We start from the raw sequence: 26688 nt of genomic DNA, 5'->3' as shown, positions 1-26688 counted from the left end.
AAAGGAGGAATAGCTACAATGAACGGACAGAATCGATCCGATATCCGCGCTGGTCTTCAGGTAGATATTGTACTTAAAAAGGATCAGCCTACCGGTAAGCTGACGCGAGGAACGGTGAAAGATATTTTGACCAATTCCCCGCGTCATCCGCATGGAATCAAAGTGCGTTTGGCAGACGGACAGGTTGGGCGTGTCAAACATATCGTAACGAACGAAGGCTAGAGCTTTGGGCTGAGGAGGAATGAAGATGAACCAGGCAACGGCATGGTCTAAAAATGATCGCTACCCGCTTGTTTTACTTGTATTGCTGGCGCTTGCCCTCATTTGGTCCTTGATTCGCCCGGTGGATTATTTTACATGGGTACTGGAAGTTCTACCCGCGGTTTTGGGAGCTGTGCTGCTGACGGCTTTGTACCGTAGATTTCGGTTTACCAATCTGGTATACACCCTAATCTGGCTGCACGCATTGATCTTGATTGTCGGTGGACATTATACCTATGCCGAAATGCCACTGTTCAACTGGATCCGGGATACGTTCGGACTGGAGCGCAATTATTATGATCGACTTGGGCATTTTGTACAAGGTTTTGTACCTGCACTCATTGTCAGGGAAGTGCTGTTGCGTAAAACGGCCTTGGGAAGCGGGAGCTGGCTCACTTTCCTCACGGTTAGTGTGTGTCTTGCGATCAGCGCTGTGTACGAGCTGATTGAGTTTGCTGTAGCCAAGGCAACCGGAACGGCAGCAGAAGCCTTTTTGGGCACACAGGGAGATGTATGGGATACCCAATGGGATATGCTTCTTGCGTTCATCGGTGCCTTGACCGCAGTGATTTTGTTGAGTGGGGTACATAACAAGCTGCTGAAACAATTAAGGTATTAGCAGAATTTATTTACCTCGCTTTTATCATGCTATCTGGAATTTCGCTGTTTTTGAAGGCTACATTCGCGTCATGGGACGGCTGTCGAGGTGTAGGGTTGCTGCGTCCATGTAGCTGTCCAGTAGCCGTTCAAAAATACGGTCCCACGTCTGCTCCAGGCTGTAGGCTCTACCCGATCTGGACATAGAATCGCGAAGTGAGGCATCCTCGTACAACAGGTGTACAGCTTTGGCAAAGGCAGCGGCGTCCCCAGCAGGACACAATAGTCCTGTTTTTCCATGGATTAGATTATCTTTTACCCCGCCTTCATTGGCACCGACCACAGGTGTACCGCTCGCCATAGCCTCCAGTACAACGTTGCCGAAGGTTTCCGTGGTGGAAGGGAAGAGAAATACGTCGGCTGCGGCGTAGAGTTCAGCTAATTCCGGCCCTTTCACAAAACCAAGCCAGTGGACTGCATGCTCCGGTACCCCTATATCCGCTGTAGTTTTGACCTTATACAATGGACCATCTCCTGCAATGACCAACACAGAGGCTGCGCGGACGTCGTCGGGTAACTGGAGATAGGAATCCAGTAACGTGTCTATCCCCTTTTCCGGTGCAAGCCTGCCCACATACAAAATAACAAATGCATCTGCATGAACGCCCCATTTCCTCCATACTGCATTACGGTCCACCTTTGGTTGAAATCGGTCAGTATCAATGCCTCTACTCCAGATTTCGAGCTGCCCCATTCCTTTATTGCGCAACAATTCCATGGTTGATTGAGAAGGGACATACACCCTTTCGCAATGTCTGTGAAACCAGAGCATGTATTTCCATAACGCGGGTTCAAGCCAGCGAAGCTTGTAATATTCGAGGTATTTATCAAAGTGGGTGTGATATGAGGCGACGAGTGGAATATGGTGTTTGGCTGCGTAGCTTGTTCCATACAGGCCAAGGTTAAACGGAGTAGCGACATGAATCAAATGCGGGGAAAAGGCTGACAGACGCTCGTTGATCTGTTTGGCGTTGGGGATCGCAAGTCTGCATTCCCGGTACAATAAAAAGGGAATACTCCGAAATCGCTCCACACCCGGCCCAGAGGGCAGATGATGGTCTGCCTCCGGTGCGAAGACGAGCGTAGATACTCCATGTGTCTCCAGATAGCCAATCCATCGTTCCAGGGTCAGAGCAGCGCCATTCACGTCAGGCGTATACGTGTCCGTAAATAATGCAACTCGAAGCATGCCTTCATTCCTCCTCCGCCATTCTCATTTATCCTATGACGTTCCAGGGGAGTCCGCTTGGAGGCTCCGGCTTTTATTGTGTCATGATTTTGTATACGGGCTTGCCGGGTTTTGTAAAAGCTGGCCCGCGGACGGGCGCTTTTCTCGGAACATTCTGTAATAGACGAGGGAAGACAAAATATAGAAAACACCTGTCATGCTAAATGTGATGGCATAGCCCCAGTAGTTGCCATAAGTTGTAACCAAATAGGCTTGTACAGGTCCCATACCTGCGGTGCCTAGCATCCAGGTCGTCTGGAGAATGGAGTTGGCAATGCCACGATTTTTATCTGACACACGTTCGACGAGAATGGCGGTTTGCAGCGGATTGGCTGCATTCATTAGCGCTTGCCTGAATAGAAAGCTGATGGAAGCGATCCATAGCACGTTCGTAAAGCCTGTAATGAGAAGGAACGGTAGCGAAAGCATTTGGAAGCCAACTACAGCTCTGACCAGTCCTATTCGGCTACCGAGGGTAGGTCCGATCAACATGGAGAGGATGGTCATGAGCTGGCCGAGTGCAATCAGTAAACTCATTGCGCTGAGTGATACGGAGAAGCGGTTCGTAAAATACAAATTAAGATACGGGATGACCAGACCTGAACCTAACCCAAGAAAAAACTGGGCCAGAACAAATTGTCCAATAACCCGGCGATCAGAAGAAGCAGCAGGCGTCTCCGAGTCAGGTATATCGGATGTACTGTGCGGCGTATGTACTTGTTCTGTTTGAGGTGAAGATTCGGCAGGAGCTGGTGCTTCTAAGGTTGCCGTAGTTTTTGTGATGAATAATAGAGGAATAAAAGCGGTCAATGTTGCCATTCCTCCAAGGAACAGAGCAACCCGCAGACTGGATAGCGGTGTGATTCCCCACGTCTGCAGCCCATCTGCGAGTACACCACCCCCGAAGCTGCCTAGGACTTGGGCTGCCAGTACAAGAGCTGAGTAATAGCTGAATATTTTTAAGCGTTGGGCTTTACTTATGCTTTCCGCTAAGAAAGGCACAGCCAGCACCTGAATAAAGGCGGCGAATACACCTGAGATTACGGCAAATACCAACATGCTTCCACTGGTATCTGTAAAGGTACGGGCGAGAAAGGCCAGGCCGCTGAATAACGCGCCGATGAGCAGCATATTTTTGCGGCTCGTCCGATCGCCCCAAAATCCGACCGGAATGAACAGCAACGCCGTCGCTAGCGCCTGCATGCTGACCACTTGGCCGTTCATATCATCGTCAAAGCCAAGCTTTTGGATATACAGGTTGTACAGCACAGAAAACATTCCCGTACCCATCTGGTACAGCAGATTGGCCATAAAAAACAATCGGATATTACGCGGCCACTTTCGGGGCTCTTCTAACATTTTGCTAATCCATGACACGATGAGTTCCTCCTGTGACGTTGTTGAAAATAAGTTAATTCTGTTGATATGTATTCTATCAGGAACTGTACATTTCATAAATATTCCTGATCTCCGATTGATTTGGGTAATAATAAAGCATGGACTTTACATTGAATTTTCATTATAGTAATTCGGTATGAATAAATTTGAAAGGTAAGCAGGAGGGATGGCTTTGGCTTTTGGAGCACGGGTGTTAAAAACGGGAATCGCAGTGACGCTCGCCCTTTTTCTGAGCACGCTTTTGAACACCCATTCGCCTGTGGGGGCAGCGATAGCCGCTATTTTTGCCATGCAACCGTCGATATATAGGTCGTGGCGTTATTTTCTGGATCAACTCCAAACAAGCACACTAGGTGCAATCATGGCGTTGCTGGGCGGAATGGTATTTTCGAATGAGCCGATTGCAGTCGGGCTGGTATGTGTATTGGTACTTATGATATGTCTGAAAATAAATATGGCTGATACGGTTGGATTGACACTTGTGACCGTTGTTTCTGTAATGGAAGCCTCAGGAGACTGGAAATTTGCGGTGACCCGCTTTGCGCTCACTTTGATTGGGATTGTGTCTGCTTTTGTCATCAATGTTAGCGTTTTTCCCCCGAAACCGAAAAGGCAGTTTATTAATCAGATTCAAAATGTATTTAACAGCATGTCTTTGTTGCTGCGTACTGCCATTTCCGATGAGATTAAGGAGTCTGTCTTTAAAGAGGAAAAAGGAAATCTGGAGGGAGCCATTAAATCGCTTTCGGACAAATATCATTTGTTCGAGGAAGAGCAGAAGAAACTCAAGCGCTCTAAGTTTAGTCAAACGAGACAAATGGTAGTATACAAACAAATGCTCGGAAGTTTGCACAAAGGATATGAGGTACTGGATGCAGTGGAAAGGCACTACTTCCAGTCTTTAAGGCCAAAGGGAACGGATGCTTTTTTTGACAGTCATCTGGAGCTACTGATTCGTTTTCACGAGCATGCTCTACTGAAATTCGAAAATAAGCTAAAACCGAATGAGGACGAAAGTGAATTGTTTCAGCAAGCCAACGGCGAATTTATGAAGCATGCGATTACACGTTTTGACCATTGTCAGGAGGGAATGCTGCGGCTTTCCATTGTAGCTGCGGCGATGTACGACTATGGTCATCAGCTGGAGAGGCTGAGCAGACTGGCCGATCATATTCATCCTGTGGAAGAGAGCAGATAGGCGAATTTCCTAAAAGAAAAGCGACCGCATTCATCAATCAGATGGCTGGTCGCTTTTTTATGTAATGAATTCAATTATGTAAGAACAGGTTAATAGAAGGTTGCCAGAACGCACAAAAAAAGCCCGCTGGTTGCGAACAGGGACTGAACTTGATACAATAGAGGATGCTCTGTTTTATGGTAAAACCATATGCTTAAGTTGTAAATCACACTTCTTTTTATATTATAGCATGCTTCAAAGGATTAGTCAATTTTCCCGGATCAGGGGGATGCCGTGAGTATGCCCGGGTCCATAATAGAGCATAGTTTGTACGCAAGGGAGCCCTGCGTGGAGCAGGAGGAAACGGAACAGGAGCGATGTCAGTGACTACTGAACAGCAATGGAATGAAGAACAACGAAGAGTAGAAGATGTGACCGCAGTGATTAGCGGGCGTATTCGGAAGCTAGAGACAGAGGTTGGTTCTGTGCGCGGAGATGTCGTCGATATGCGTAAAGACTTCTGGGATGAGGTAACGATCAATTTCAGTGAGGCGGATGATGTGGGCGAGACGTCCACCAGTTTGCGTCAGCAGTCTGAGATTTTGTCTGAGCGGGAACGAAGACACAAGCATTCTACAGAGGCGTTAGGTCGTTTGAAAAAGTTACTTGATTCACCGTATTTTGCACGCATTGATTTTGCTGAGGAAGGGCAGACTGCGGAACGTGTTTATCTGGGAATTGCCTCCCTGCTGGATAATCAAGATGAGGAGTTTCTGATATACGACTGGCGCGCGCCTATTTCCAATCTTTATTACGATAACATGCCGGGGCCCGCTTCATATAAGACCCCGGCAGGGGAGATGGAAGGGGAACTCACGCTTAAGCGCCAATTCTCGATCCGTGATGGACAGATCCGTTTTATGTTCGATACAGGGGTGACGATTGGAGACGAACTTCTTCAAGCAGTATTGAGCCGCAGCTCGGATGCTCAAATGAAAAGTATTGTCGCTACCATCCAAAAGGAGCAGAATCGCATCATCCGTGATGATCGAAGTCGGATGCTCATTGTTCAGGGGGCGGCGGGAAGTGGCAAAACCTCTGCTGCGCTTCAGAGAGTAGCGTATTTGCTGTATAAGTACCGGGATCGCTTACGAGCGGATCAGGTCGTGTTATTTTCGCCTAACCCGATGTTCAACAGTTATGTATCGACAGTATTGCCTGAATTGGGTGAGGAAAATATGCTTCAGGCCACGTTTCAGGAATATTTGGAGCGGCGTTTGGGCCGGGAGTTTCAGTTAGAAGATCCATTTGAACAGCTGGAATATGTGCTTTCAGCGTCGTTACAGCCTGGGTATGAAGCTAGGATGGAGGGTATCCGCTTTAAGTCGTCCAAGACATTCTTACATGTGATTACAGGCTACAAGACGTATTTGGAACAGGAGGGAATGCGTTTTAAACCCATCCGCTTTCAGGGACGTGAGGTGGTTTCAGTAGAGCAAATGGCACGCAAGTTTTATGAATTCGACTCTACGGTGCGGCTGGCGAACCGATTGGAACTGCTGCGGGATTGGATGCTCAAAGAGCTGGCCCGCTTTGGTAAGGAAGAATGCTCCGCCCCATGGGTGGATCAACAGATGGATCTGATGGAGCCGGAGGATTATCAGCGTGCCTATAACCGCATGCGCCGTAAATCCAAGAATAAGGGCGATACCTTCGACGATTTTACGCGTGAAAGAGAAATATTGGCGCGTATGGTGGTCAGTGACCGCTTAAAGCCCCTGCGCAAATGGATTAAGGCGCTTCGCTTCGTAGATACGACCCGGCTCTACAGCGAGCTGTTTATGAACGAGACGCTGCTGAGCCAACTGGCGAATCATGCAGAGCTGCCCGTCAGCTGGGGTGAAATTAGTCGACAAACTCTGGAACGAATTCAGGCTGGGGAGTTAGCGTATGAGGATGTGACACCCTTTTTATATTTGCGTGAGTTGATGCTGGGTTTCCGTTCTAATAGCAACATCCGTCACGTGTTTATTGATGAGGCACAGGACTATTCCCCATTCCAACTGGCTTTCTTCAAGCGCTTATTTCCACAGGCTAAAATGACGGCACTGGGTGATTTTAATCAGGCTATCTATGCCCATGCCTCGGTGCTTCAGGATGCAGAGCCATTGTATGACTTGTATGGTGCAGATCAGACCGAAATGATTTCCCTGACACGAAGCTATCGCTCAACACAGGAGATTGTGGAATTTACTCGGGGGATGGTCGCTGGGGGAGAGCACATTGTACCGTTTAATCGTAAGGGTGAGAAGCCTCTTGTAACCGAGGTGCATTCGCGTGAAAAGTTGCATCAACAGATAGCTGGGAATGTCACAGAATTGTTGGCAGAAGGCTATGAATCCATCGCGGTGATTTGTAAAAATGCTGACGAAAGCGCGGCAGCCTACGAAGCGCTGGAAGGAAAGCTGTCAGTGAAGCCAAAATTGATTAAGAAAACAACTCCCGCTTTTGAAAAGGGGATTCATATCATTCCGGCCTACCTGGCAAAAGGCGTGGAATTCGATGCGGTCCTGATTTATGACGGATCAGCGAAACAATACCAGCGTGAGAGTGAGCGTAAGTTATTCTACACCGCCTGTACGCGAGCGATGCATCTGCTGCATATTTATAGCATAGGGGAGATTACGCCATTCGTGAGTTTACGGGATTCGGATACGTATACTCGCAAAGTGGAAGAACGTGATCGTGTTCTATAGAGAGGACATTGGCAATCAGCTGGGGGCAAATACCTTAGAAACCCATGCGATGCTTGAATAGATGTAGAGTTGGCTGGCATTATGGAGCGTATTCCAGTAACATAAGCAAATAAGAAAAACAGGTAAGAAGCATAAACGGAGGTTACAAACGTAATGGACATGAAGAGTGTATTTCAACGCCCGCCGCTGGCGGACTGTGTACCCGAGCTGGTGGCTACAGCTAGAGGGGAGCGCAAGGCATCGCTGGTGATCCGCGGAGGAACGCTGGTCAATGTGGTATCGGGCGAATTGCTGCCAGGCATGTCTATTGCTGTGCAAGGTTCTCGTATCGCTTACGTCGGTAGGGACGTCAGTCATACGATTGGAGAAGACACCATAATCATTGAAGCCGAAGGCCGCTATATGGCACCGGGGTTACTGGACGGACATTGTCACATCGAAAGCACACAGCTGACCGTAACTGAGTTCGCTAAGGCTGTACTGCCGCTGGGAGTGACGGGTGGTTTTTTTGACCCGCATGAAATTTCCAATGTACTGGGTCTAAAAGGGCTTCGTCTGATGCTGGACGAAGCACGTACGACACCGCTTGCTGCTTACATGCAGGTGGCTTCTTGCGTGCCGTCCACAGGTCCGGAACTGGAAACGACGGGTGCCTCCTTCGGCCCGGCGGAAGTCGCAGAGGCGTTAAGCTGGGGCCCGGATATGATCGGGCTGGGCGAAGTCATGAATTTCCCTGGTGTCGTCTATGGAGACGATGTGATGATCGGGGAAATTCAGGCCACGCTGCGCGCGGGCAAGGTGGCGGATGGCCATTTTACATGGGCCTCCGATGATTGGCGTCTGCCGGTCTATGCAGCCGCGGGAATTACGGGCGACCACGAGTGTGTCACGCCCGAGGATGTAGCCGAGCGTATCCGACTCGGCATGTATGCCAAGATGCGGCAAGGCTCCGCATGGCATGATGTGGCCGAGACGATCCGAGCCAGCACGGAAATGGGTCTCGACACGCGCCGCATGATGCTGGTAACGGATGACCGCAGCGCAGAATCCTTGCTCCATGAAGGACAGATGGATTTCGTCGTGCGTCATGCCATTGCACAGGGCGTCAAGCCCGTAACCGCGTTTCAGATGGCCACGCTGAATACGGCAGAGCGCTTCGGCGTGGCACGGGATATCGGAGCGATCATTCCGGGTGCGATTGCCGACATTATTTTGCTTGATGGCCGATTGGCCGAAGTGAATGTGACGGCTACCATCGCAGCGGGCCAGCTGGTGGCCGAGCACGGTCAAATGGTCGCCGATTGGGACGGCTTCGATTATCCTGCGGAAGTGATGGACACCGTCCATCTGGGGCGAGAGCTGAGTGCTGCAGATTTCCGCATTGCGGCTCCAGTACAGGAGGGGGATGTACCTGTACGAGTGATTCGTGTTACGGAAAATCACGTGGACACGAAGGAAGTGCGGATGACCGTTCCGGTCCGTAATGGAGAAGTCACGGCAGATTCTGCACAGGATTTGTGCAAAATAGCCGTTTTCGAGCGCCATCATGCCAGTGGCAGTCACGCGGTTGCACTTGTAACAGGTGTAGGCTTCACCGAGCCGGCTGCGATTGCCATGACCGTCGCGCATGATAGCCACAACCTGCTCGTCATTGGTAATGATGACGAGCTCATGACCCAGGCGGCGAAGCAGGCTGTTGCCCTGCGTGGTGGCGTGGTCGTCGTATCCGCCTCGGGTGAGACGCGCTTCCCGCTGCCTATCGCCGGGCTGATGTCCCCAGCTCCGTTTGCAGAGGTGGCTGCGCAGTCCGAAAGTATCAGCCGGGCGCTTCAGCAATCCGGCTGCATGCTGAACAACGCGCTGATGACACTGTCACTGCTCGCACTGGTCGTTATCCCTGAAATCCGTCTGTCGGATCAGGGGCTTGTCGTGATCGGAGCGGATGGCATCCGCAAGGTATCTCTTTTCGTGGAAGAGGATGCTGCGGAAGTCTGATAGAACACGTCGCTGGGGGTTGTCCTGCAGGTCTGCCCAGACCTGAGGGATAACCCCTGTTTTTCATATACGAAGCCAAAAAAGTTATCTTCGATTCCTTTATAAAAGTCAAGGAGTGGTGAGCAGATGCATCCCTGTTATCGTTCATTAGAAAAGATGGCTCATCAAGCCTCGATTATAGAGCAGGATTGGAACAGGTTTGTAGAGCAAACCCATGTGAAGCATATTCAGCAGGGAATTTGCCTTTTATCTTTTGGAGACGAAAAAAGTGTAATTAGAAAAAATCACATTATACAGTTGTGTTACTTATAATCTTCAGAAAACCGTTTTTCCCAGCGGTAAACATTAACTGATTAATGGATTTTCTTGCGGTATCGTTAAACAAATACCACTCATCTTTCGATACGTCATGAACTAAAATCTCTGGATATTCTGTTGAAAGTTCAGATGGAACAGGACTAATTAAAGAATAAATATCAAAACGAACTAAGCTTTTCCCTTTTTGGTCTAAGAAATCATATTGTGCATTTTTATAATAAGACCCAAATGTGTCAATAGTGAAGCTCCAAGAGTAGTTTGCAGGTGCTTCAACCTTTTCACCTATGTTTTTTGCAAAAATATTATAAATGGTTTCATTAAATGCATTTACATTAATTTGCTGAACTACGCCGCCCATAAACATATGGTATTCATATTGCAATGCTTTTACTTGTACACCGTCTATGAACAATGGTTTAGTATCAACAGTCACTGCAAAGTTGTTGTAATTGACATTACAGCCAAACGTCTCTGCAATAAAACGAAGTGGAACATATATGCGATTATTTTTCGTGTATGGTTTTACATCAAGCAGTATCTTTTCTCCGTTTTTTTCCGCGGTGCTTCTATTTATTGCTAATTTCACTTTCATATCGCTTTTTGCGAGAATAACCTCGGAATTGGACCACTCGACGCTAGCCCCCAAACTTTCACTAATAACACGTAGAGGTACCATTGTGCGTTTGTTCTTCATTTCGGGCTTCACATCGGATGTAGTAGTCACACCGTCAACTTTGATTTGATTTTCTGCTGCATAAGTAGTGGACGATGAAATAAATAAAAAAATTGTAAGAAAAGCCCCAAAGAAAGCTTTTTTCATAAATGATTGCTCCTTTCTTGGTTTAATTTGTTGCACAGCAACTTTACCCCATATTAAGACGCAACTGGATAAAGATCGTTGCGCTGTCCTGTCTGTTAACTTAACGTAACAACCAGTTTGTACTATTTAATTAACTTCCGACATTTACCAACTTTAAACTTCTAATCTTCCTGGGGAATTATGTCGATAACATTGAATATTATTCATAAAATTTATCAAAGTAAATCCTTAGGGGGAAAGTTAATGAGAATACAGCTAAAAGTTGCGATTTCTCTAGCATGTTTAATGATGTTTATAGGTTGCTCAGCCTCACCAGTATCACAGCAGACGACCAAGATTACACTTTTGAATTCCAAAAGTGAAATAAAAACTCAGTTAGAAGAAGTAGCAAAACAATACAATCAAGAGCACTCTGAAGTATCTTTGGAGATTATTACCGCTCCTGAGGGGACGTCTGCATATCAAAAGCTGATGTCGATGTACGGCTCAGGAAGTCCCGCTACCATGTCGATGCTGGATCCTGGGGATGCTCAGCAATTTCTGGATAAAGCCGTTGATTTAAGCAAAGAAAAGTGGGTAGCTGATACGATAGAAAATGGACTTGACGCCGTTAAGAAAAGTGATGCTGTGCTGGGGTTTCCATTTGCAGTGGAAGGCTACGGATTAATTTACAATAAGAAAGTGCTGGACAAAGCAACAGGTGGGGCTTTTGATGCTTCCTCGGTAAAAAGCAGAAGCAGCCTGAACTCATTAATGGCTAGGATTCAGAAGACGGGAGTAGCACCGGTCATGCTTTCACCAATGGACTGGTCTCTCGGCTCTCATCTTTTAGCTTTGTCTTATTCTGTTCAGCCTGGGGGTTTTCCGGAGTTTGTTAAAGGTATGCAGGATAACTCCATAGACATGTCCCAAAACAGTGTGATGTCTGGATGGGTACAAACTTTAGACCTACTCAAGGATAACAGCATCAATAAGAATTCGCCTTTGGACAGCACGTATGACGATGGAGCTAAAGCATTAGGAGAGGGAAAAGTGGGGCTTTGGTTTATGGGCAACTGGGCTTGGGCGGGGATTAAGAGCAATGATACAGCAAATGAGGAATACGGTTTTTTGCCCCTTCCGTTAAGCGATAATACGGATGACCCTAACAATGCTAAGATTACAGTCGGTGTAACAAAGTATATTTTCATTGACTCCACAGCTACCACACCTCAGGAGCAAGAGGAAGCAAAGAAGTTTCTGAACTGGCTGGTATACGACAAGTCCGGACAAGATTTTCTGGTAAACAAGGCTAATACGGTACCCGCGTTCAAAAATATTGATTTAGAGCCTGCCGATCCTTTGGGAAGATCAATCAAGTCGTATATCTCGAGCGGAAAGACGCTGCCGTTTATGTCAACCCTTCCACCTGATCATGCAGCCATCACAGGAGCATCTATCCAAAGCTACATCAGTGGAAAGATAGATAAGGCTGAGCTGTTGCGCCAAATACGCATATACTGGAAAGCTCAGCAGTGATGATACGAGACCAGTTACGGGAGGAAGATAAAGATGATTAAATTAACGTTAAAGAAAAAAATAATTAGTGCAGCACTCATACTGGTTATCGTACTGTCCCTTTCAAGTGTTATAGGCGTCATTAAGATGTCGGAAATGGGTGAGGCTTCTGACAAGGTAAATAACAGGTCTTTACCCGCGGTTATTCTTCTTCAGGGTATGGATAAGCAGATTACAGAAATCGATAGACTCACCGTTCGATTGATACTTGAAGAGGATGCGGCTGTTCGCAGCACTTATCAAGAAGAACTAACCAAAGCTACTGCTTCAATGGATAAGAGTGTAAATGAATATCAAAGTTTAGCCTCTACGGCAGAGGAAAAAGAACTGTTCACCAACTTTTATGGTCAGTGGGCAATGTATCTTCGCCATCTCAAAGTGGTTTCCGCTGCCATGGAAGAAAACGACAAAGTGATGGCCTACATGATCATTCATGGAAATTCTTCTATTTATAAGGCAGCATTAGACGATGTAAATAAACTGAAGCTACTTAATGAGCAGTACGCTACTGATGCCGCTAATCAATCGAGTCAATCTTACCATTCAGGTAGAATTTTAATGATTTCTCTGACGATCATATGTACGATACTTGGAATCATTGGTTCTTTTTTACTGGCTCAATCGTTCACTAAGCCCATATTAAAGATAGCGGAACAGATAAAGCTGGTAACGAGGGGGGACCTGCAAGTGGAACCCCTTAGGGTCCGATCAAAAGATGAGGTCGGGGAACTGGCATCCGATTTTAATGAAATGTGCGATTCACTGCGCAACCTTTTAAAGGAAGTTGTGGATAATTCCTTACTGGTTGCCTCTACGGCTGAACAGTTAACGGCCAGTGCGGAACAGACAAGCATCGCTACCGAGCAGATAGCTATAAGTGCCACTCAAGTTGCAGAGGGATCTCAGACACAGCTTGCAGATATAGCTGAAACGCTGAATTACACGGTAGACGTTTCTAAAAGTGTAGACAACATAACGAATCGCTTTGTTCATGTGGCTAATCTCACAACCCAAGCACAAGAAAAAGCAAACAACGGGAAAACCCAAATGTCTTCGACTGTCTCCCAAATAAGAGATGTGCATACCAAGGTAACTCAATCCGCTGAAGTGGTAAATATTCTAGGAGAAAAGTCTGCGGAGATCAGACAGATCACAGCTATGATCCGTGAAATAGCAGCCCGAACCAACTTGCTTTCAATAAATGCGAGTATAGAAGCTGCGAGGGCGGGAGAGCAGGGAAAAGGGTTTGCGGTTGTCGCTTATGAAGTACGCAATCTGTCGGCACAAGCAAGTGAAGCAACAGGCAAGATCTCTTCGCTCGTCAACGAAATTACCTTAAGAACAGATGAAGTTGTGATTTCAATGAATGAAGGTGTTCAATCTCTGAATGAAGGTATGATGCTTGTCGAAGGTGTCGGTAACGTCTTTTCTGAGATTGTAGGTGCCGTTGAAGAAGTGAGCGGTGAGGTGGACACTGCGGCTGTAGAAGCAAGATCTGTAAATGAAGGAACCGTTTCTATGGTGGAATCTATGAGAAAAATTGCTGAAATCTCCGAACGTGCAGCCGATTCTACTCAAACAGTCGCAAGCGTGGTCGAGGAAACTACCGCTTCCATGCAGGAAGTGTCTGCAGGTGCTAACATGCTTGCCAAGCGGGCGGAAGAGATGAATCAAACGGTGTCGGTATTCAAGATTTAAAATAAGCTTCAAATTAACTGGATTTAAGAGCGGCAGCCTTGGACGAGAAAAACAAGTCCTAGACTGCCGCTGTTCTGTTAAGCTCAAACCATTAGATTACGAATGAACTGCTTCAGCTTTTTTGTTTGCTCTTTTCAAATCTTGTTTACGGCGTTCCTCCAGATACCGTTCCCCATTCTTCTTGTCTGCTGTCAGTGTAAAGCAGGATATGATGGTGAACAGGCCTGCAATGGAACCCAGAATTACATAGGTAATCGGGAAATTTAATACTTCATACATATGCCCGACAATGGGCGAGAAAATGGAAACCACCAGGGAGCCCATAAACAAATACAGCAGGTACATGGTGGAGGACAGGCGCTGGTCAAAGTTAACGGTAATATATTTGAAGATGGCTACCAGAATAAGCGGTTTCTCCAGGGAGTGAATCATCTTCATTGCAGCGACCCATATGGAACCGAATGGCAACGAAGAGCCGATAATACGCAAAGACATAATCGATCCGGCAATAATTAATGCCCATTTGGCGGTCGTTTTGTTCACAAACCAAGGGGTAACGAAAAGGAACACAAATTCCAGGAAAACTTGCACAGCGCTCAAATCGCCAAGGAATTGATTTCCTTCCGCTTTGGAACTGAACTGCGATACGAAGTATGTGGCAAACTGTTGGTCATATACCTCATAAATTTGGGTCACGCCAACCATGAATAGCATAAGAAACCAGAACTTTTTGGTACGTACGAGATGCAGTACATCAATTAGCTTTAACGATTCTGTTTTCTGCTGCTCCTGTCCGGAAATTTCGACTTTGGTCAGGAAGATGCAGATCATGGCAACAATGGCAGATACCGAGGCGATCCAGAAGGTCAGATTTACATTGATATTGATGACCCGTCCAGCAACAAAAGTAGCCGCCGCCCATCCGAGCGAACCCCACATACGAACCCGTCCGTATTCAAAGCCATATTTACGCGAAACTTTGTCCATATACGAATCGACGACACCGTTACCTGCATTAAACACCAGGCCGATAAATAGCGCACCAACAATGGCACCAATGACGAACTGCGTTTGAAGCAATGGACCGTACACATAGATAAAAAAGGGTCCGACGAGCAAAAGGATTGTAAAGAGTATGTACAGCAGATGTTTTCTCAAGCCCAGCTTGTCAGATAAGTAACCGAACAGGGGCTGCATAATCAAGGCGACGATTGAATTAGCCGCGTATAGAAATCCCGTGTAGGTTTCTGAAATTCCCAGGCTTTGTCCCAGCCAAATGACAAAAAAAGACATGGCGGCAGACCATGTAAACAGATAAGCGAAGTTAAAAATACTCAAAGACCAATAGTTGCGTTTTGCCAAATTCATCATGTTTAAGCACCCCTTTAAATTGTAGCGGCTCAAATTGTATACAACGTCAATATGCATTGTCTGTACTATTAATTGTAAGGATTATTCAGATGCTTCCATAGGGCATTTTCCCAAGATTTCCTGTGCTTATTACAATCAGTTGATAATTCGAATAAAACAGCCGATCCTGATATGGATTAAATATGGTAAAATATACAAAACAGATTATGTATTACTCTTTCGAACAGAGATGAAGAATGCGTATGATTTTAAAGAAATCTAACATAGCGAACGCTTGAGAGTTAACTCACTTTCTTTATCCAAAAGCAACCAGGTAGCTCTTGATGTAAGCGATATGACGATAACATGAGAATATGCTGTTACATGGGTGTTTGAACTAATTAAAAACTTTTACGAGACCTACCGGGTGTGTGTAACTACATCTACGTCTTGTAAGAAATAAGTCCTAAGTGTAAAATTCCCTTATAGTTCATTAAGCTCACTAAGTAGGAGGAGAAACATAGGGGGGCATCATAATTGTAAAAGCAAGGGGATGAAGTGATTCATTTTGCAAGTACAAAGTTACTTGAAACAGTGATCGTATATAAAGTATTGTGTAACGATGAGTTAAGACGAAACCCACTCACCCTAAGGGACAGGTTATCACCCTACACTAGTCAGAAGGGGGGAGCGGATGGCTGTCCCTGATTGGTGATGGCATTTAGATCGAACTGAGCATTATTTGTGAAAAGCACCAGATTACATACTCTAGGCATTCAGATACCGTTCTTTGGATGCAACATGGGCTACGTCCCTATTAACATATATTATACAAATTAAAGAGAAAACGAATAAAAACAAAATGTTGTGAATTCGTAGTTGGAGGATTTATTATGTCGAAAAGTGTTTCTTCGTCCTTTATTATCATTATAGGATCAATGCTATTTGCCTTATTTTTTGGTGCAGGGAATCTAATCTTTCCACCTATGCTTGGGCAAATGGCTGGAAAGAATGTATGGATAGCCAATGCAGGTTTCTTGGTTACCGGAGTTGGCTTACCATTATTAGCCGTCACAGCCTTTGTTTTTTCGGGCAAAAGCAATTTGCAAACTTTAGCGAGTCGTGTACATCCTGTATTCGGCATTGTCTTTACAACCATTCTTTATCTAGCCATCGGGCCTTTATATGCAATTCCTAGAACCGGTAGTGTGTCATTTGAAATTGGAGTCAAACCTTTTTTTTCAAACAATGCAGATCATCCTGTCGCACTTTTTGTATTTACTATCCTTTTTTTTGCAGTTGCATGTTTGTTATCACTTAATCCTACAAAAATTATTGATGTAATCGGAAAGTTTTTAACACCCATTAAATTGACATTCATTGGATTACTTGTGATTGTAGCTATTATTCACCCAATAGGAAAGTTCCAAGAACCTGCGGAGGGTTATACATCGAATGTCTTTTTCAAAGGCTTTCAAGAGGGGTATTTAACATTGGACGCTCTTGTAGCCTTTATTTTTGGAATTATCATTGTGAATGCAATTAAGGATAGAGGAGTTACTTCCAAAAAAGAGTTGATGATCATTTGTGCCAAAGCGATAGCAATTGCGGTTATACTCTTAGCTTTTATCTATACGTCTCTTTCATACATGGGAGCTTCTAGCGTTGAAAAATTGGGTGTTTTAGGAAATGGAGCTGAGGTGTTAGCTAAGGTTTCCTCCTATTATTTTGGATCTTATGGTTCTATTCTATTAGGCTTAATGATTACAGTAGCGTGTTTAACGACAAGTGTGGGGCTTATCACTTCCTGCTCTTCCTTTTTTCATGGATTATTTCCAAAAGTCTCTTACAAAAGAGTTGCTCTCATGTTATCAATATTTAGTACCCTTGTAGCCAACATAGGTTTAACACAGCTCATTAAGGTTTCAACGCCAGTATTAATGGCAATATATCCTATTGCTATTTCTCTGATATTTTTAACTTTTTTACATCCCGTATTTAAAGGAAGGTCAGAAGTATATCAAGGCAGTTTGATATTAACTTTTATCATTAGTTTATTTGATGGCTTGAATGCTGCTGGAATAAAAATTAATGTAATTAATGATTTTTTCACTCATCTTCTTCCATTATATAATGTAGGGTTAGGGTGGTTAATTCCCTCTGTTTTAGGAGGCGTAGCTGGCTACATATTTACTAAGTTAAGAGGAAGAAAAATAATTTTAGTACTTATGAAGCCCAAAAAAAATAAATGATTTATCCTATGCATATTAGTCTGTTATATAAGGGACAGCAAGCGCCTGATCTGCTTCGTGCTGCTTACGGTACTGCGAAGGGGTCAGGCCGTTCCATTTTTTAAAGGTCGCAATAAAATAGCTTAGATTGTCAAAACCAACATCCAGCGCAATATCAACCACTTTGCGATCACTTTGCTCCAGCAACCTGCAAGCCTTTTGAATCCGATGATAGTTAATATATTCTACCGGGCTTTTCTGAACCATCTGCTTAAAAAAACGGCAAAAATGCCCCTCACTCATTCCAATCTCATCTGCGATCTCCCGTAAACGTATAGGCTCATGAGCATGACTGTTAATATACACCAGCGCTTTTTTGATCCGTTCAACTTTATTGCGTTGCCCTGCCATAATCACATCCTCTCCGTTAGCGGGGGTCATGTGTGGGTACAGACAGGCGATCATGCTATAGAGCTGCGCCTTGGTCGCCAGTTCACGGGCAGGCGCATTCTGCTCATGGCTGGTGATAATGTGTCGCAATGCAGCCAGCACCTCTTGCTCCCAGGGCTGCACGCCGCGAATGTGAGGGGGAGGGACAAGCTTTTTACTGATAAATGGGTCAATAAACTGCGTTTGCACCGTATCCTGCGTGCGGCTGTGCAGCATGTCGGGGTGAAACACCACCGCAGAAAATACGCAACGAGCGCTTTTTTGTAAATAACCTGCATGAAGCTCGCCGCTGTTGACAAAAAGAGCTTCACCTTCGTTCACCTCCGTATAGACCATATCCGTCTGAAATATGGCGCTCCCCTGTTCCACTACGATAAACTCCATCTCCTCATGCCAATGGGACTCCAGTACACTATTTCCATTTAGCTGCTCTACGCTCGGATATACGCTGACCGGATACATGGGATTGCCGTGAATTCGATTTTCCCGCAACATTTCTCTTTGCATTTCTATGACTCCTTTTCCGCAAACTGATTTATATATAAAACATCAAAATATTGATACAATACGTCAAAATAAAAGAAGTAAACCCTTACATAAATCAATATTATTATAGTAAGGATTTCGAAAAAATCCAACAAGCGATTTGAGATTAAGAAAATAAAGATTGAAGCGGAGGAAGAAACAGATGAAATTTACTGATGGCTATTGGATGGTTCGCAAGGGCTATGAAATACAAAATCCTGCTGAAATCCGTGATATTGTGACGGACGATGCTTCCATGACGGTATATGCAGCCACCCACCGGATCGAGCATAAAGGAGATACGCTGAACGGAGCGTTGCTGAAAGCGACCTACAGCTCGCCTATGCCGAATGTCATTCAGGTGCGTCTGAACCACCATAAGGGACGGGTGCATCAGGGACCGAATTTTGAAATTCACACCTTGCCAACAGAGGTAGACATTACGGTGGATGAGGACGTAGCGGTACTGAAAAGCGGCGATCTGAGTGTGCGAGTCGGCCGTGGGAAGAGCTGGGATGTAGGCTTTTATGTCGAGGATCGCAAAGTCACAGGCAGCGGACATCGGGGACCAGGCTATATTACAGACCCGCAGGATCAGCCTTTTTTCCGGGAACAGCTGGAGTTGGGCATCGGTGAGTACGTATACGGACTTGGAGAGCGTTTCACTCCGTTCGTAAAAAATGGCCAGGTGGTTGATATCTGGAATGAAGATGGCGGGACTAGCAGTGAGCAGGCATATAAAAACATTCCATTTTATCTATCTAATAAAGGGTATGGTGTGTTCGTCAACCATCCAGAAAAGGTATCCTATGAGATTGCATCGGAAAATGTATCAAAGGTTCAGTTTAGCGTCTCCGGCGAATCGTTAGAGTATTTTATTATTGGTGGAGCTAACCCTAAAGAAGTACTGGACAATTACACCAAGCTGACGGGTAAGCCTGCATTACCACCAGCCTGGACCTTTGGTTTGTGGCTGACCACTTCGTTCACAACAGATTATGATGAAGCGACAGTGAACCATTTTGTCGACGGGATGGCTGAGCGGGATCTGCCACTCTCGGTATTCCATTTTGACTGCTTCTGGATGAAGGAATACCAATGGTGCGATTTCCAGTGGGATCAAGACATGTTCCCGGACCCGGAAGGCATGCTGCAGAGATTGAAGGCAAAGGGTCTCAAAATTTGTGCATGGATCAATCCGTATATTGCGGAAAAATCCATTTTGTTCGATGAAGGTATGGAGAATGGTTATCTGGTCAAAACCGCCGATGGCAGCGTGTGGCAATGGGATATGTGGCAGGCGGGGATGGGGCTGGTTGACTTCACGAATCCAGCTGCAGTCGCATGGTACCAGGATAAGCTCAAGGTGTTGGTAGATCAGGGGGTGGATTGCTTTAAAACTGATTTTGGCGAGCGCATCCCTACCCATGTAGTATATCATGACGGCTCTGATCCAATGAAGATGCATAATTATTATACGCATTTGTACAACAAGGCTGTATTTGATGTGCTGGAGGAAAAGCTGGGTAAAAATGAAGCCGCACTATTTGCACGTTCCGCTACAGCCGGGGGGCAACAGTTCCCGGTTCACTGGGGCGGAGACTGCTCGTCTACGTATGAGTCGATGGCGGAATCCTTGCGAGGCGGTTTGTCGCTTGGTTTGAGCGGCTTCGGCTTCTGGAGCCATGATATTAGCGGCTTTGAGTTAACGGCTGCGCCGGACGTGTACAAACGGTGGGTACAATTCGGGCTTCTGTCCTCTCATAGCCGTCTGCACGGAAACGAATCCTATCGCGTGCCTTGGCTGTTTGATGAAGAATCAGTCGACGTGGTGCGCAGCTTTACAAAACTCAAATGCTCGCTAATGCCATACCTGTATCCTTCTGCTGTGGAATCCTCAGTAAAGGGACTGCCGATGATGCGGGCTATGGTATTGGAATTCCCGCAGGACCCAACCTGTGCAACGCTGGATCTGCAATACATGCTGGGGGATTCCATTTTGGTAGCCCCGATCTTTAATAAAGAAGGCAATGTGCAGTATTATGTACCAGAGGGTAAGTGGACAAATTTACTTACGAATGAGAGCGTGTCAGGTGGTTGTTGGGTTAACGAGCATCATGATTTTACAACTTTGCCTGTGCTCGTGAAGCCGAACACACTTTTGGCAATCGGTCATGAGAACAGTCGTCCGGATTATGATTATGCTGATCAAGTGGCGCTTCATTTGTTTGAACTTGGTGAGGGGCAACAGGCTCGAACGATTATCGTGAATACGTCAGGTGAAGAAGAGCTAACGGTTACTGCTAGCCGCAAGAATTCTGTCATTACGGTGAAGGCAGAAGGTGCTGTTAAACCATGGTCGATAGTCCTGCGCGGTATCCACGAGGCTGTTCAAGTGGAGGAAGGCAGTAGCCAGTCGGGAGAACAGGGTGTAACCATTACACCAGCTTCCAGCGGACAGCAAGAGCTTACTATTCACTTGGGCTAGGTAAGGCGCTAGAAAGTGGATGAAGTATGTCATAATGTAGCGATTATATGCAAAAAAGGGCTTGCCTGATCCAATAGGCAAGCCTTTTTTGATGCAGATTTTTGATAGAGACCAGTTGCAACTTTTAGCTTTGGTGTTTATTTCTATTTATTCTGCTGGAGTAGCAGCGGTACAATATACTGCCGGAAAATATCTACAGGAGTCCTTTTCTTTTTAAATCTATCAGCGGTAACGACAACAACCATGTCATACGACGGGACGACAACAATATATTGCCCACCAAAGCCGAGAGCGTAAAAATAGTCCGTTTCAGTTCCTATCTCTGTTTCATCTGAAAAGGAAGAAGTCCACCAGTGCCAGCCGTAAAATGCCTTTTGTGGTTTGGCAGCAGGAAGAAACGGACGGGTTGAATATCGGACTGTCTCTGTTTGGATGATCTGCCGTCCTTCCCAGCCTCCTTGGTTCAGATAAAGCCGCCCGAATTTGAGCATGTCCATCGGCCTGAGATGCAGTCCGAATCCACCCGTATGAGTACCCTGAGGATCGGTTTCCCAATGATAGCTTTCGATACTGAGCGGTTGGAATAATTGCTGCTCGGCAAATTCAGCAACTGTTTGTCCAGAAACATTACGTAGTATGGTGGCCAAAAGTTGAGAACAGCCAGAACTGTATTCCATTCGCGTACCTGGCACATCCGATAATGGCTGTGAAAGCACAAATTGCACCCAGTCTGACGTTTTGCTCATGGTAGGAAAAGAATTTTGTCCGCCAAATTCCGTCCAGTTAAAGCCTGCGGACATCGTCAGCAGATGTTCAATCGTAATATCACGCTTACGAGAATCACTATCTGTGGCCAACTGGGGAAAGAATTCGAGGATCGGCGTCTCCGGTTTCGGTCCCCGTTGCTGGTCCATAGCGATACTAACTAATGCGGAAATCACGCTTTTGGTACAGGAATTTATTTTATAGAGTTCATTAGCAATTTGAGGTTCACGATAGTAATTCATGATCATGTTACCCTGCTGCTCAATAAGGCAGCTGCGGGTTTCCAATTCGTTAAGCACGTGAATAAGCGGTTTTAGTTCCAGACTTTTCATGCAGATCCTCCTTGAGGCTTATGGCATAGCAATACATAGTATATCATTTTAATAGTCCGAAATTCGAAGAGTACAAACTGAAAACAGTTCATTTACTAATTTTGAATTTTTTTGTTCTTTGATATTAAAAAAGATATATATGTTCACTGAATAGACACAAGTATATTTAAAAATCTATACACTTTTTCTGTTTCATTCAAAAAAACAATCGAATAAAACGATATATAGTAAGTTGGACATTTTATTCAGAAATAACTGGGGGACCGATTCATGAATTTAACAATTAAGGCCAAAATGATTCTTAGCGCGATACTGATTCCGAGTGTGATTGCAGCTATGCTGCTGACCAATTACATTTTAAGCGTACATAGTGAGAATGAGTACAAGGATATTATGAATCGTGAAGAGGCTATTGCGTATAACTCGAAGTCTCTTCAATTTTTGTTAAACGGCATATCTAATGATGAGCGGGCATATTTGCTAACTCGTGATGAACAGTACGGGCGAGAGATCGGAAACAAGCAAAGTGAAGTTGCAAAGTTGCTACAGGAGACAGAAGCTCTGCTTAATACAGGTAATGAGGATTCTAAGAAAAAAATGACTGATCTCAAGACGGGGATTAATACTTACATGAATCAAGTTCATCGTTTACTGACTACAGCGGGGTATCAGAGTACAAGAGACGATGCTTTCCCGCCATTTTCTGATTTGCTCGATGATTTTGAAAACGAACGGGTGTTGCGTAAGCAACTTGATACCAAGGTAGTAGCCTTTGTCAAAGCTCAAGAAGATATGGTAACGGTGAAAGTACAGCAAGCGCACCAAACGATGACGAATACATCCTTGATTACGAGTATTGTAGGACTTCTAGTTATCATTTACAGTATTGTTCAATCCATCGTTTTGATTCGTTCAATTCGTCCATTACACCATATGAATGAGCAGCTGTTGGAAATGTCTGAAGGTGGGGGAGATTTGCGTAGCCGACTGGATATTACGTCCAAAGACGAAATCGGTATGATTGCAAGCTCCTACAACAAGCTTATTGAGGGGTTCCGCAGTATTATAGTGGATGCTCAGGATACGGCGCGTACATTAACCGTAACCGCAGAGCGGGTTAGCGTAAGTACAGAGGAAATGAATCAGGCCAATCGTCATACTTCCGGTGTAATGGAAGAGCTAGCGGCTGGTATGGAGCATCAGGTCGATGATATTACACAAACTACAGATACCGTAAAAGAGCTAGCCCACGAACTGGAGCATATTGCAGCTACGAGCCAGCAGGTGTATGAGTTGTCTGATACAGCCGCTAAAGATGCAGAAGCAGGAGAACAATCTATAGGTCAGGCTATGCTTCAGATGGAGAAGGTAAGCGAAAGTGTAGACAGCTCTGCACGTGCTGTACGTTCACTTAGTGAACAGGCCGAACAGATTGGCATGATCGGAGCTGTTATTACTGGGATAGCCAAACAGACAGGAATGCTGGCGCTCAACGCGTCGATTGAAGCGGCAAGAGCCGGAGAGCAGGGTAAAGGATTTGCAGTTGTAGCCTCTGAGGTAAGAAGATTGGCCGAGCAGGTATCGGTTTCAGCAGCAGAAATCACACAATTTGTGCAAAATATTCAGGAGCATGTTGGAAATGTCGCTTCCAGTATGCAGACAGGGACGGTTGAAGTGCAGTCTGGCGTAAAGGTTATGCAATCCGCAGAAACCGCATTTCGTCAGATTGGAAGTTCCATTCAACTGGTCAGCGAACAGATTCACAGTGTAAATCGGTCTGTAGAACAGATGTCCGGCGGTTCCGAGCGAATGGTGGAAGCGGTGGAACGCATACGTGAAGTAGCAGAGCAGTCGGCAGGGGGAACCCAGAGCGTCAGTGCGGCAGCTGAAGAGCAGCTGGCTTCCATGGAGGAAATTGCATCATCTATTCATACACTGGCGGATATGTCGCAACTGCTGAATGCAAGGGTCGGTGGATTTAAAGTGTAACCGCATAAATCCCCACCAATGTAAACACAATAACATCTGTTGAACGAATCAGAACAGCTGTGTTATTACTTTTGCAAAGGTGGTAACGGGATGCAACAAAATAAAGGGAATCTGCTTGCGTTAGGTTCCATCCCGCTGATGATGACGCTGGGTAATTCCATGCTGATTCCTGTTTTACCGGAAATCGGACGTAAGCTACATGTAAGCTCTTTTCGGATTAGCATGTTGATTACAGTATATGCGGTAGTGGCCATTTTACTGATACCGATTGCGGGCTATCTCTCCGACCGATTTGGCCGTAAGGCGGTAATTGTTCCCTGTCTGATTCTGACTGTGATTGGAGGGGGGATTTCTGCGGCGGGAGCATGGCTGCTTCACGATTCGGCAGCATACTGGACCATTATTGGAGGCCGTCTACTTCAGGGTGCGGGAGCGGCAGGGGCTTTTCCTATAGTCATTCCGCTTGTAGGTGATTTGTACGAAAACGAGGATGAGGCCAGCAAGAACCTGGGCGTCGTCGAGACCTACAACACATTCGGTAAAGTGTTAAGTCCGATCCTCGGTGCCGCGTTGGGAGCAGTTCTATGGTTTTTGCCATTGGCAGTAATTCCAGGACTCTGTCTGATTTCGCTCATTTTGGTGCTTTGGCTGATCCATGTGCCCAAACGTAAGAACCAACCGATTATGTTTCGAGAGTTTGTGGGAAATGTGAAGCGGGTGCTTGCTGAAAAAGGACGCTGGCTCTATGCTATTTTCGCTATGGGCGGTATTTGCATGTTTGTCATTTTTGGCGTCTTGTTTTACTTATCCGACATACTAGAAAGTCGTTACAACCTCCGTGGAGTCTGGAAAGGTTTTGTGCTGGCCATTCCGCTTATTTCCCTCTGTCTGTGCTCTTATGTAGGAGGCAAGATTATCGGCAAGCACAAAAAGCGCATGAAATGGATCGGTTTCAGCGGTTTGGCCATATTGACGATCAGCTTTGCCATTCTCGGATTTTTTCAACATATTTATGCGGTGATTGGGTTGTTTACGTTAGGGGGAGGCGGAATTGGGCTCGCATTGCCTTGTTTGGATGCCCTGATTACGAAGGGAATTGAAAAAGAGGAGCGCGGAACCATTACTTCGTTGTACAGCAGCATGCGCTTTGTCGGGGTATCGCTAGGCCCTCCGGTTGTTTCCTTGCTGCTGGGTCGCAGTGGACATGGTCTGCTCTTTGGCGTGATGGCCGCAGTGGGAGGCATTGCAGCTCTGCTGATGCTGTTTGCGGTCAAACCCAAGCAGGATGAACCAACAGATGACAAATCCAGTGACCGTATGAGTGTAAATGAGGAGCTGACAGGCTTGTCCCGAGAAAAGCCTCTTTCTCCCAAGCTAAGACACAAAACTCCTGCGAAATAAAATGAAAAAGCACCCGTTGTCCACACAACCATGGCAACGGGTGCTTTTGATTATAAGCAGTTATAAACTAAATGTATTTGAAAACAATAGCTTTACCCATTGAGAGAAACATGCGATTTAGGCTTACGGCTTGCGATGATTTGTATAACATAGATCAGCAAAAACAGTATAATAAACAGCGAGGAAAGGCGGTACATCCACGCATAATCACTTGCTTTGGCAATAATGCCAAGTATAAGCGCACCGGCTGCAACCCCGAAATCGAGGGAATTGAGAAACATACCATTTGCCATGCCTCTTTGTTTAGGAGATACAATCTGAATCATCCAGGTTTGCAGGGTTGGCTGCATCACACCAAATCCGATACCGTAGCAAAGAGCCGACACATACATGAAATCATCACTGTGCGCGTAGGAAAGCAGGAGCAGACCGCCAATTAAAAAGAGGGAGCCGGGGATGAGCAGTGCTTTTGCTCCTTTTTTGTCATAAATACGGCCTGAGAAGGGACGCACGATTAGCACGGATACCGCATTAAACAGGAAAAAGTAGGCCGGGTGCGCCAGATTTGCTTCATCCCCGTAAAGCGCCATAAAGCCGAGTAGCCCACCATATGTGATAGACATCAGCATGTTTAACAAGGCGGGAATCCACAATTTACGGTTAAATGCCGGTTTTCGCCCTTCTTCCAAAGGAACCATAGGTGGTTCGATGTGCCCTTTGGGTAGTGTACGAATGAGCCAGTGAGCCAAAGGGAATATCACAACAATTACGGCTGCTGTCGTATAGGCAAGCAGGTTAAAACTCCCGTATTGCAGCATCGAAATGCCGATGGTTGGCCCAATCGACATCGCTAGACTGGTGGACAGACTAAAGAAACCCATTCCTTCACCAAGGCGCTTGGACGGGATGACGTCAGAGGCCATCGTTGGAAAAGCCGTACTGCTCATACCGAAGCCGATCCCGAATAACATCCGCATGAGCAGAAGCACTGTAATCGTCGGCGAAACACTGTACCCCAGCGTTCCTGCCAATGCAAACAGCAGCCCCACGAAGATCAGAGTGCTGCGATGCCCTTTTTCCAGCATACGGGCGGAAAAGAGCCGTGCCGCAATCGCACTTAAAGCAAATAAAGTGGTAACGAGACTAACCTGAACGGAACTAGCGTGGAATGTATTTTTCACATAAGAAGGAATAGAGGATAGAATCATCTGTAATTCCAAAAACAAAAATAAATTGGAAACCGTAAGAACAATAAATTCCTTGGTCCAAAGAGGTTGCTTGCTTTGTTGCAT

General features: G+C 45.8%; 18 protein-coding genes. 11 read left to right on the top strand and 7 right to left on the bottom strand.

What is annotated here, in order from left to right; all coding sequences use genetic code 11:
• The first annotated feature begins 18 nt into the window (after positions 1-18).
• Together MKX59_RS18130 and MKX59_RS18125 are read left to right on the top strand one after the other, a co-directional pair.
• Positions 19-222, top strand: a complete 204-nt coding sequence (locus MKX59_RS18130; RefSeq protein ID WP_013309792.1) for a YwbE family protein — start codon at positions 19-21, stop codon at positions 220-222.
• A gap of 25 nt (positions 223-247) precedes the next feature.
• The gene (locus MKX59_RS18125; RefSeq protein WP_023988099.1) at positions 248-880 is read left to right on the top strand and encodes a DUF2238 domain-containing protein; all 633 of its coding nucleotides are present in this window, start codon (positions 248-250) and stop codon (positions 878-880) included.
• Positions 881-937: 57 nt separating this feature from the next.
• Here the strand turns inward: MKX59_RS18125 and MKX59_RS18120 are convergent, their stop codons facing one another.
• Both MKX59_RS18120 and MKX59_RS18115 read right to left on the bottom strand, forming a co-directional pair.
• A complete protein-coding gene (locus MKX59_RS18120) occupies positions 938-2107 on the bottom strand; it encodes a glycosyltransferase family 4 protein (protein ID WP_053325197.1) in 1170 nt (389 codons plus the stop codon).
• 81 nt (positions 2108-2188) lie between these two features.
• Positions 2189-3523 (bottom strand): MFS transporter, encoded by a 1335-nt coding sequence (locus MKX59_RS18115; protein WP_340858687.1) that lies wholly within the window; start codon positions 3521-3523, stop codon positions 2189-2191.
• Positions 3524-3710: 187 nt separating this feature from the next.
• On the opposite strand from MKX59_RS18115, the gene MKX59_RS18110 reads away from it, so the two are divergent.
• The 3 genes from MKX59_RS18110 (at position 3711) to MKX59_RS18100 (ending at position 9472) form a co-directional block, all read left to right on the top strand.
• Positions 3711-4742 carry an FUSC family protein gene (locus tag MKX59_RS18110; RefSeq protein WP_175405266.1) on the top strand — a complete coding sequence of 344 codons (1032 nt, stop codon included), beginning with the start codon at positions 3711-3713 and terminating at the stop codon, positions 4740-4742.
• A gap of 356 nt (positions 4743-5098) precedes the next feature.
• Complete coding sequence (helD, locus tag MKX59_RS18105; protein WP_233903858.1) at positions 5099-7477, top strand: RNA polymerase recycling motor HelD; 2379 nt, start codon at positions 5099-5101, stop codon at positions 7475-7477.
• 153 nt (positions 7478-7630) lie between these two features.
• Positions 7631-9472 carry an adenine deaminase gene (locus tag MKX59_RS18100; RefSeq protein ID WP_028542774.1) on the top strand — a complete coding sequence of 614 codons (1842 nt, stop codon included), beginning with the start codon at positions 7631-7633 and terminating at the stop codon, positions 9470-9472.
• A 289-nt stretch (positions 9473-9761) separates the two neighbouring features.
• On the opposite strand, the gene MKX59_RS18095 is transcribed toward MKX59_RS18100, so the two are convergent.
• Positions 9762-10610: a copper amine oxidase N-terminal domain-containing protein gene (locus MKX59_RS18095; protein WP_071558910.1), complete on the bottom strand. Its 849-nt coding sequence runs from the start codon at positions 10608-10610 to the stop codon at positions 9762-9764.
• A 243-nt stretch (positions 10611-10853) separates the two neighbouring features.
• Here MKX59_RS18095 and MKX59_RS18090 point away from each other — a divergent pair, with 243 nt between their 5' ends.
• Both MKX59_RS18090 and MKX59_RS18085 read left to right on the top strand, forming a co-directional pair.
• Positions 10854-12128: an ABC transporter substrate-binding protein gene (locus MKX59_RS18090; RefSeq protein WP_071558909.1), complete on the top strand. Its 1275-nt coding sequence runs from the start codon at positions 10854-10856 to the stop codon at positions 12126-12128.
• A 33-nt stretch (positions 12129-12161) separates the two neighbouring features.
• Positions 12162-13865: a methyl-accepting chemotaxis protein gene (locus tag MKX59_RS18085; RefSeq protein WP_071558908.1), complete on the top strand. Its 1704-nt coding sequence runs from the start codon at positions 12162-12164 to the stop codon at positions 13863-13865.
• 96 nt (positions 13866-13961) lie between these two features.
• Here MKX59_RS18085 and MKX59_RS18080 read toward each other — a convergent pair whose 3' ends face one another.
• On the bottom strand, positions 13962-15236 hold the full coding sequence (locus MKX59_RS18080; RefSeq protein ID WP_071558907.1) for an oligosaccharide MFS transporter: 1275 nt from the start codon (positions 15234-15236) through the stop codon (positions 13962-13964).
• Between the two features lie 872 nt (positions 15237-16108).
• Between MKX59_RS18080 and brnQ the strand changes: the two genes are divergently transcribed.
• Entirely contained in the window at positions 16109-17467 is a 1359-nt protein-coding gene (gene brnQ, locus MKX59_RS18075) for a branched-chain amino acid transport system II carrier protein (RefSeq protein WP_023988110.1), read from the top strand.
• 15 nt (positions 17468-17482) lie between these two features.
• Here brnQ and MKX59_RS18070 read toward each other — a convergent pair whose 3' ends face one another.
• A complete protein-coding gene (locus MKX59_RS18070; protein ID WP_028542770.1) occupies positions 17483-18403 on the bottom strand; it encodes an AraC family transcriptional regulator in 921 nt (306 codons plus the stop codon).
• 181 nt (positions 18404-18584) lie between these two features.
• Here MKX59_RS18070 and yicI point away from each other — a divergent pair, with 181 nt between their 5' ends.
• A complete protein-coding gene (gene yicI / locus MKX59_RS18065; protein WP_068940607.1) occupies positions 18585-20909 on the top strand; it encodes an alpha-xylosidase in 2325 nt (774 codons plus the stop codon).
• Between the two features lie 143 nt (positions 20910-21052).
• On the opposite strand, the gene MKX59_RS18060 is transcribed toward yicI, so the two are convergent.
• On the bottom strand, positions 21053-22006 hold the full coding sequence (locus MKX59_RS18060) for a serine hydrolase domain-containing protein (protein WP_023988113.1): 954 nt from the start codon (positions 22004-22006) through the stop codon (positions 21053-21055).
• A gap of 270 nt (positions 22007-22276) precedes the next feature.
• Between MKX59_RS18060 and MKX59_RS18055 the strand changes: the two genes are divergently transcribed.
• Both MKX59_RS18055 and MKX59_RS18050 read left to right on the top strand, forming a co-directional pair.
• On the top strand, positions 22277-23995 hold the full coding sequence (locus tag MKX59_RS18055; RefSeq protein WP_023988114.1) for a methyl-accepting chemotaxis protein: 1719 nt from the start codon (positions 22277-22279) through the stop codon (positions 23993-23995).
• Between the two features lie 90 nt (positions 23996-24085).
• Positions 24086-25396 carry an MFS transporter gene (locus MKX59_RS18050; protein ID WP_076156932.1) on the top strand — a complete coding sequence of 437 codons (1311 nt, stop codon included), beginning with the start codon at positions 24086-24088 and terminating at the stop codon, positions 25394-25396.
• Between the two features lie 92 nt (positions 25397-25488).
• On the opposite strand, the gene MKX59_RS18045 is transcribed toward MKX59_RS18050, so the two are convergent.
• Positions 25489-26688, bottom strand: a complete 1200-nt coding sequence (locus tag MKX59_RS18045) for an MFS transporter (RefSeq protein ID WP_340858686.1) — start codon at positions 26686-26688, stop codon at positions 25489-25491.

Source organism: Paenibacillus sp. FSL R7-0340 (assembly GCF_038002205.1).
Taxonomy (GTDB): Bacteria; Bacillota; Bacilli; order Paenibacillales; family Paenibacillaceae; genus Paenibacillus; species Paenibacillus polymyxa_B.
The sequence above is the reverse complement of the archived record's forward strand: the minus strand, read 5'-3'. Positions and strand labels throughout refer to the sequence as shown.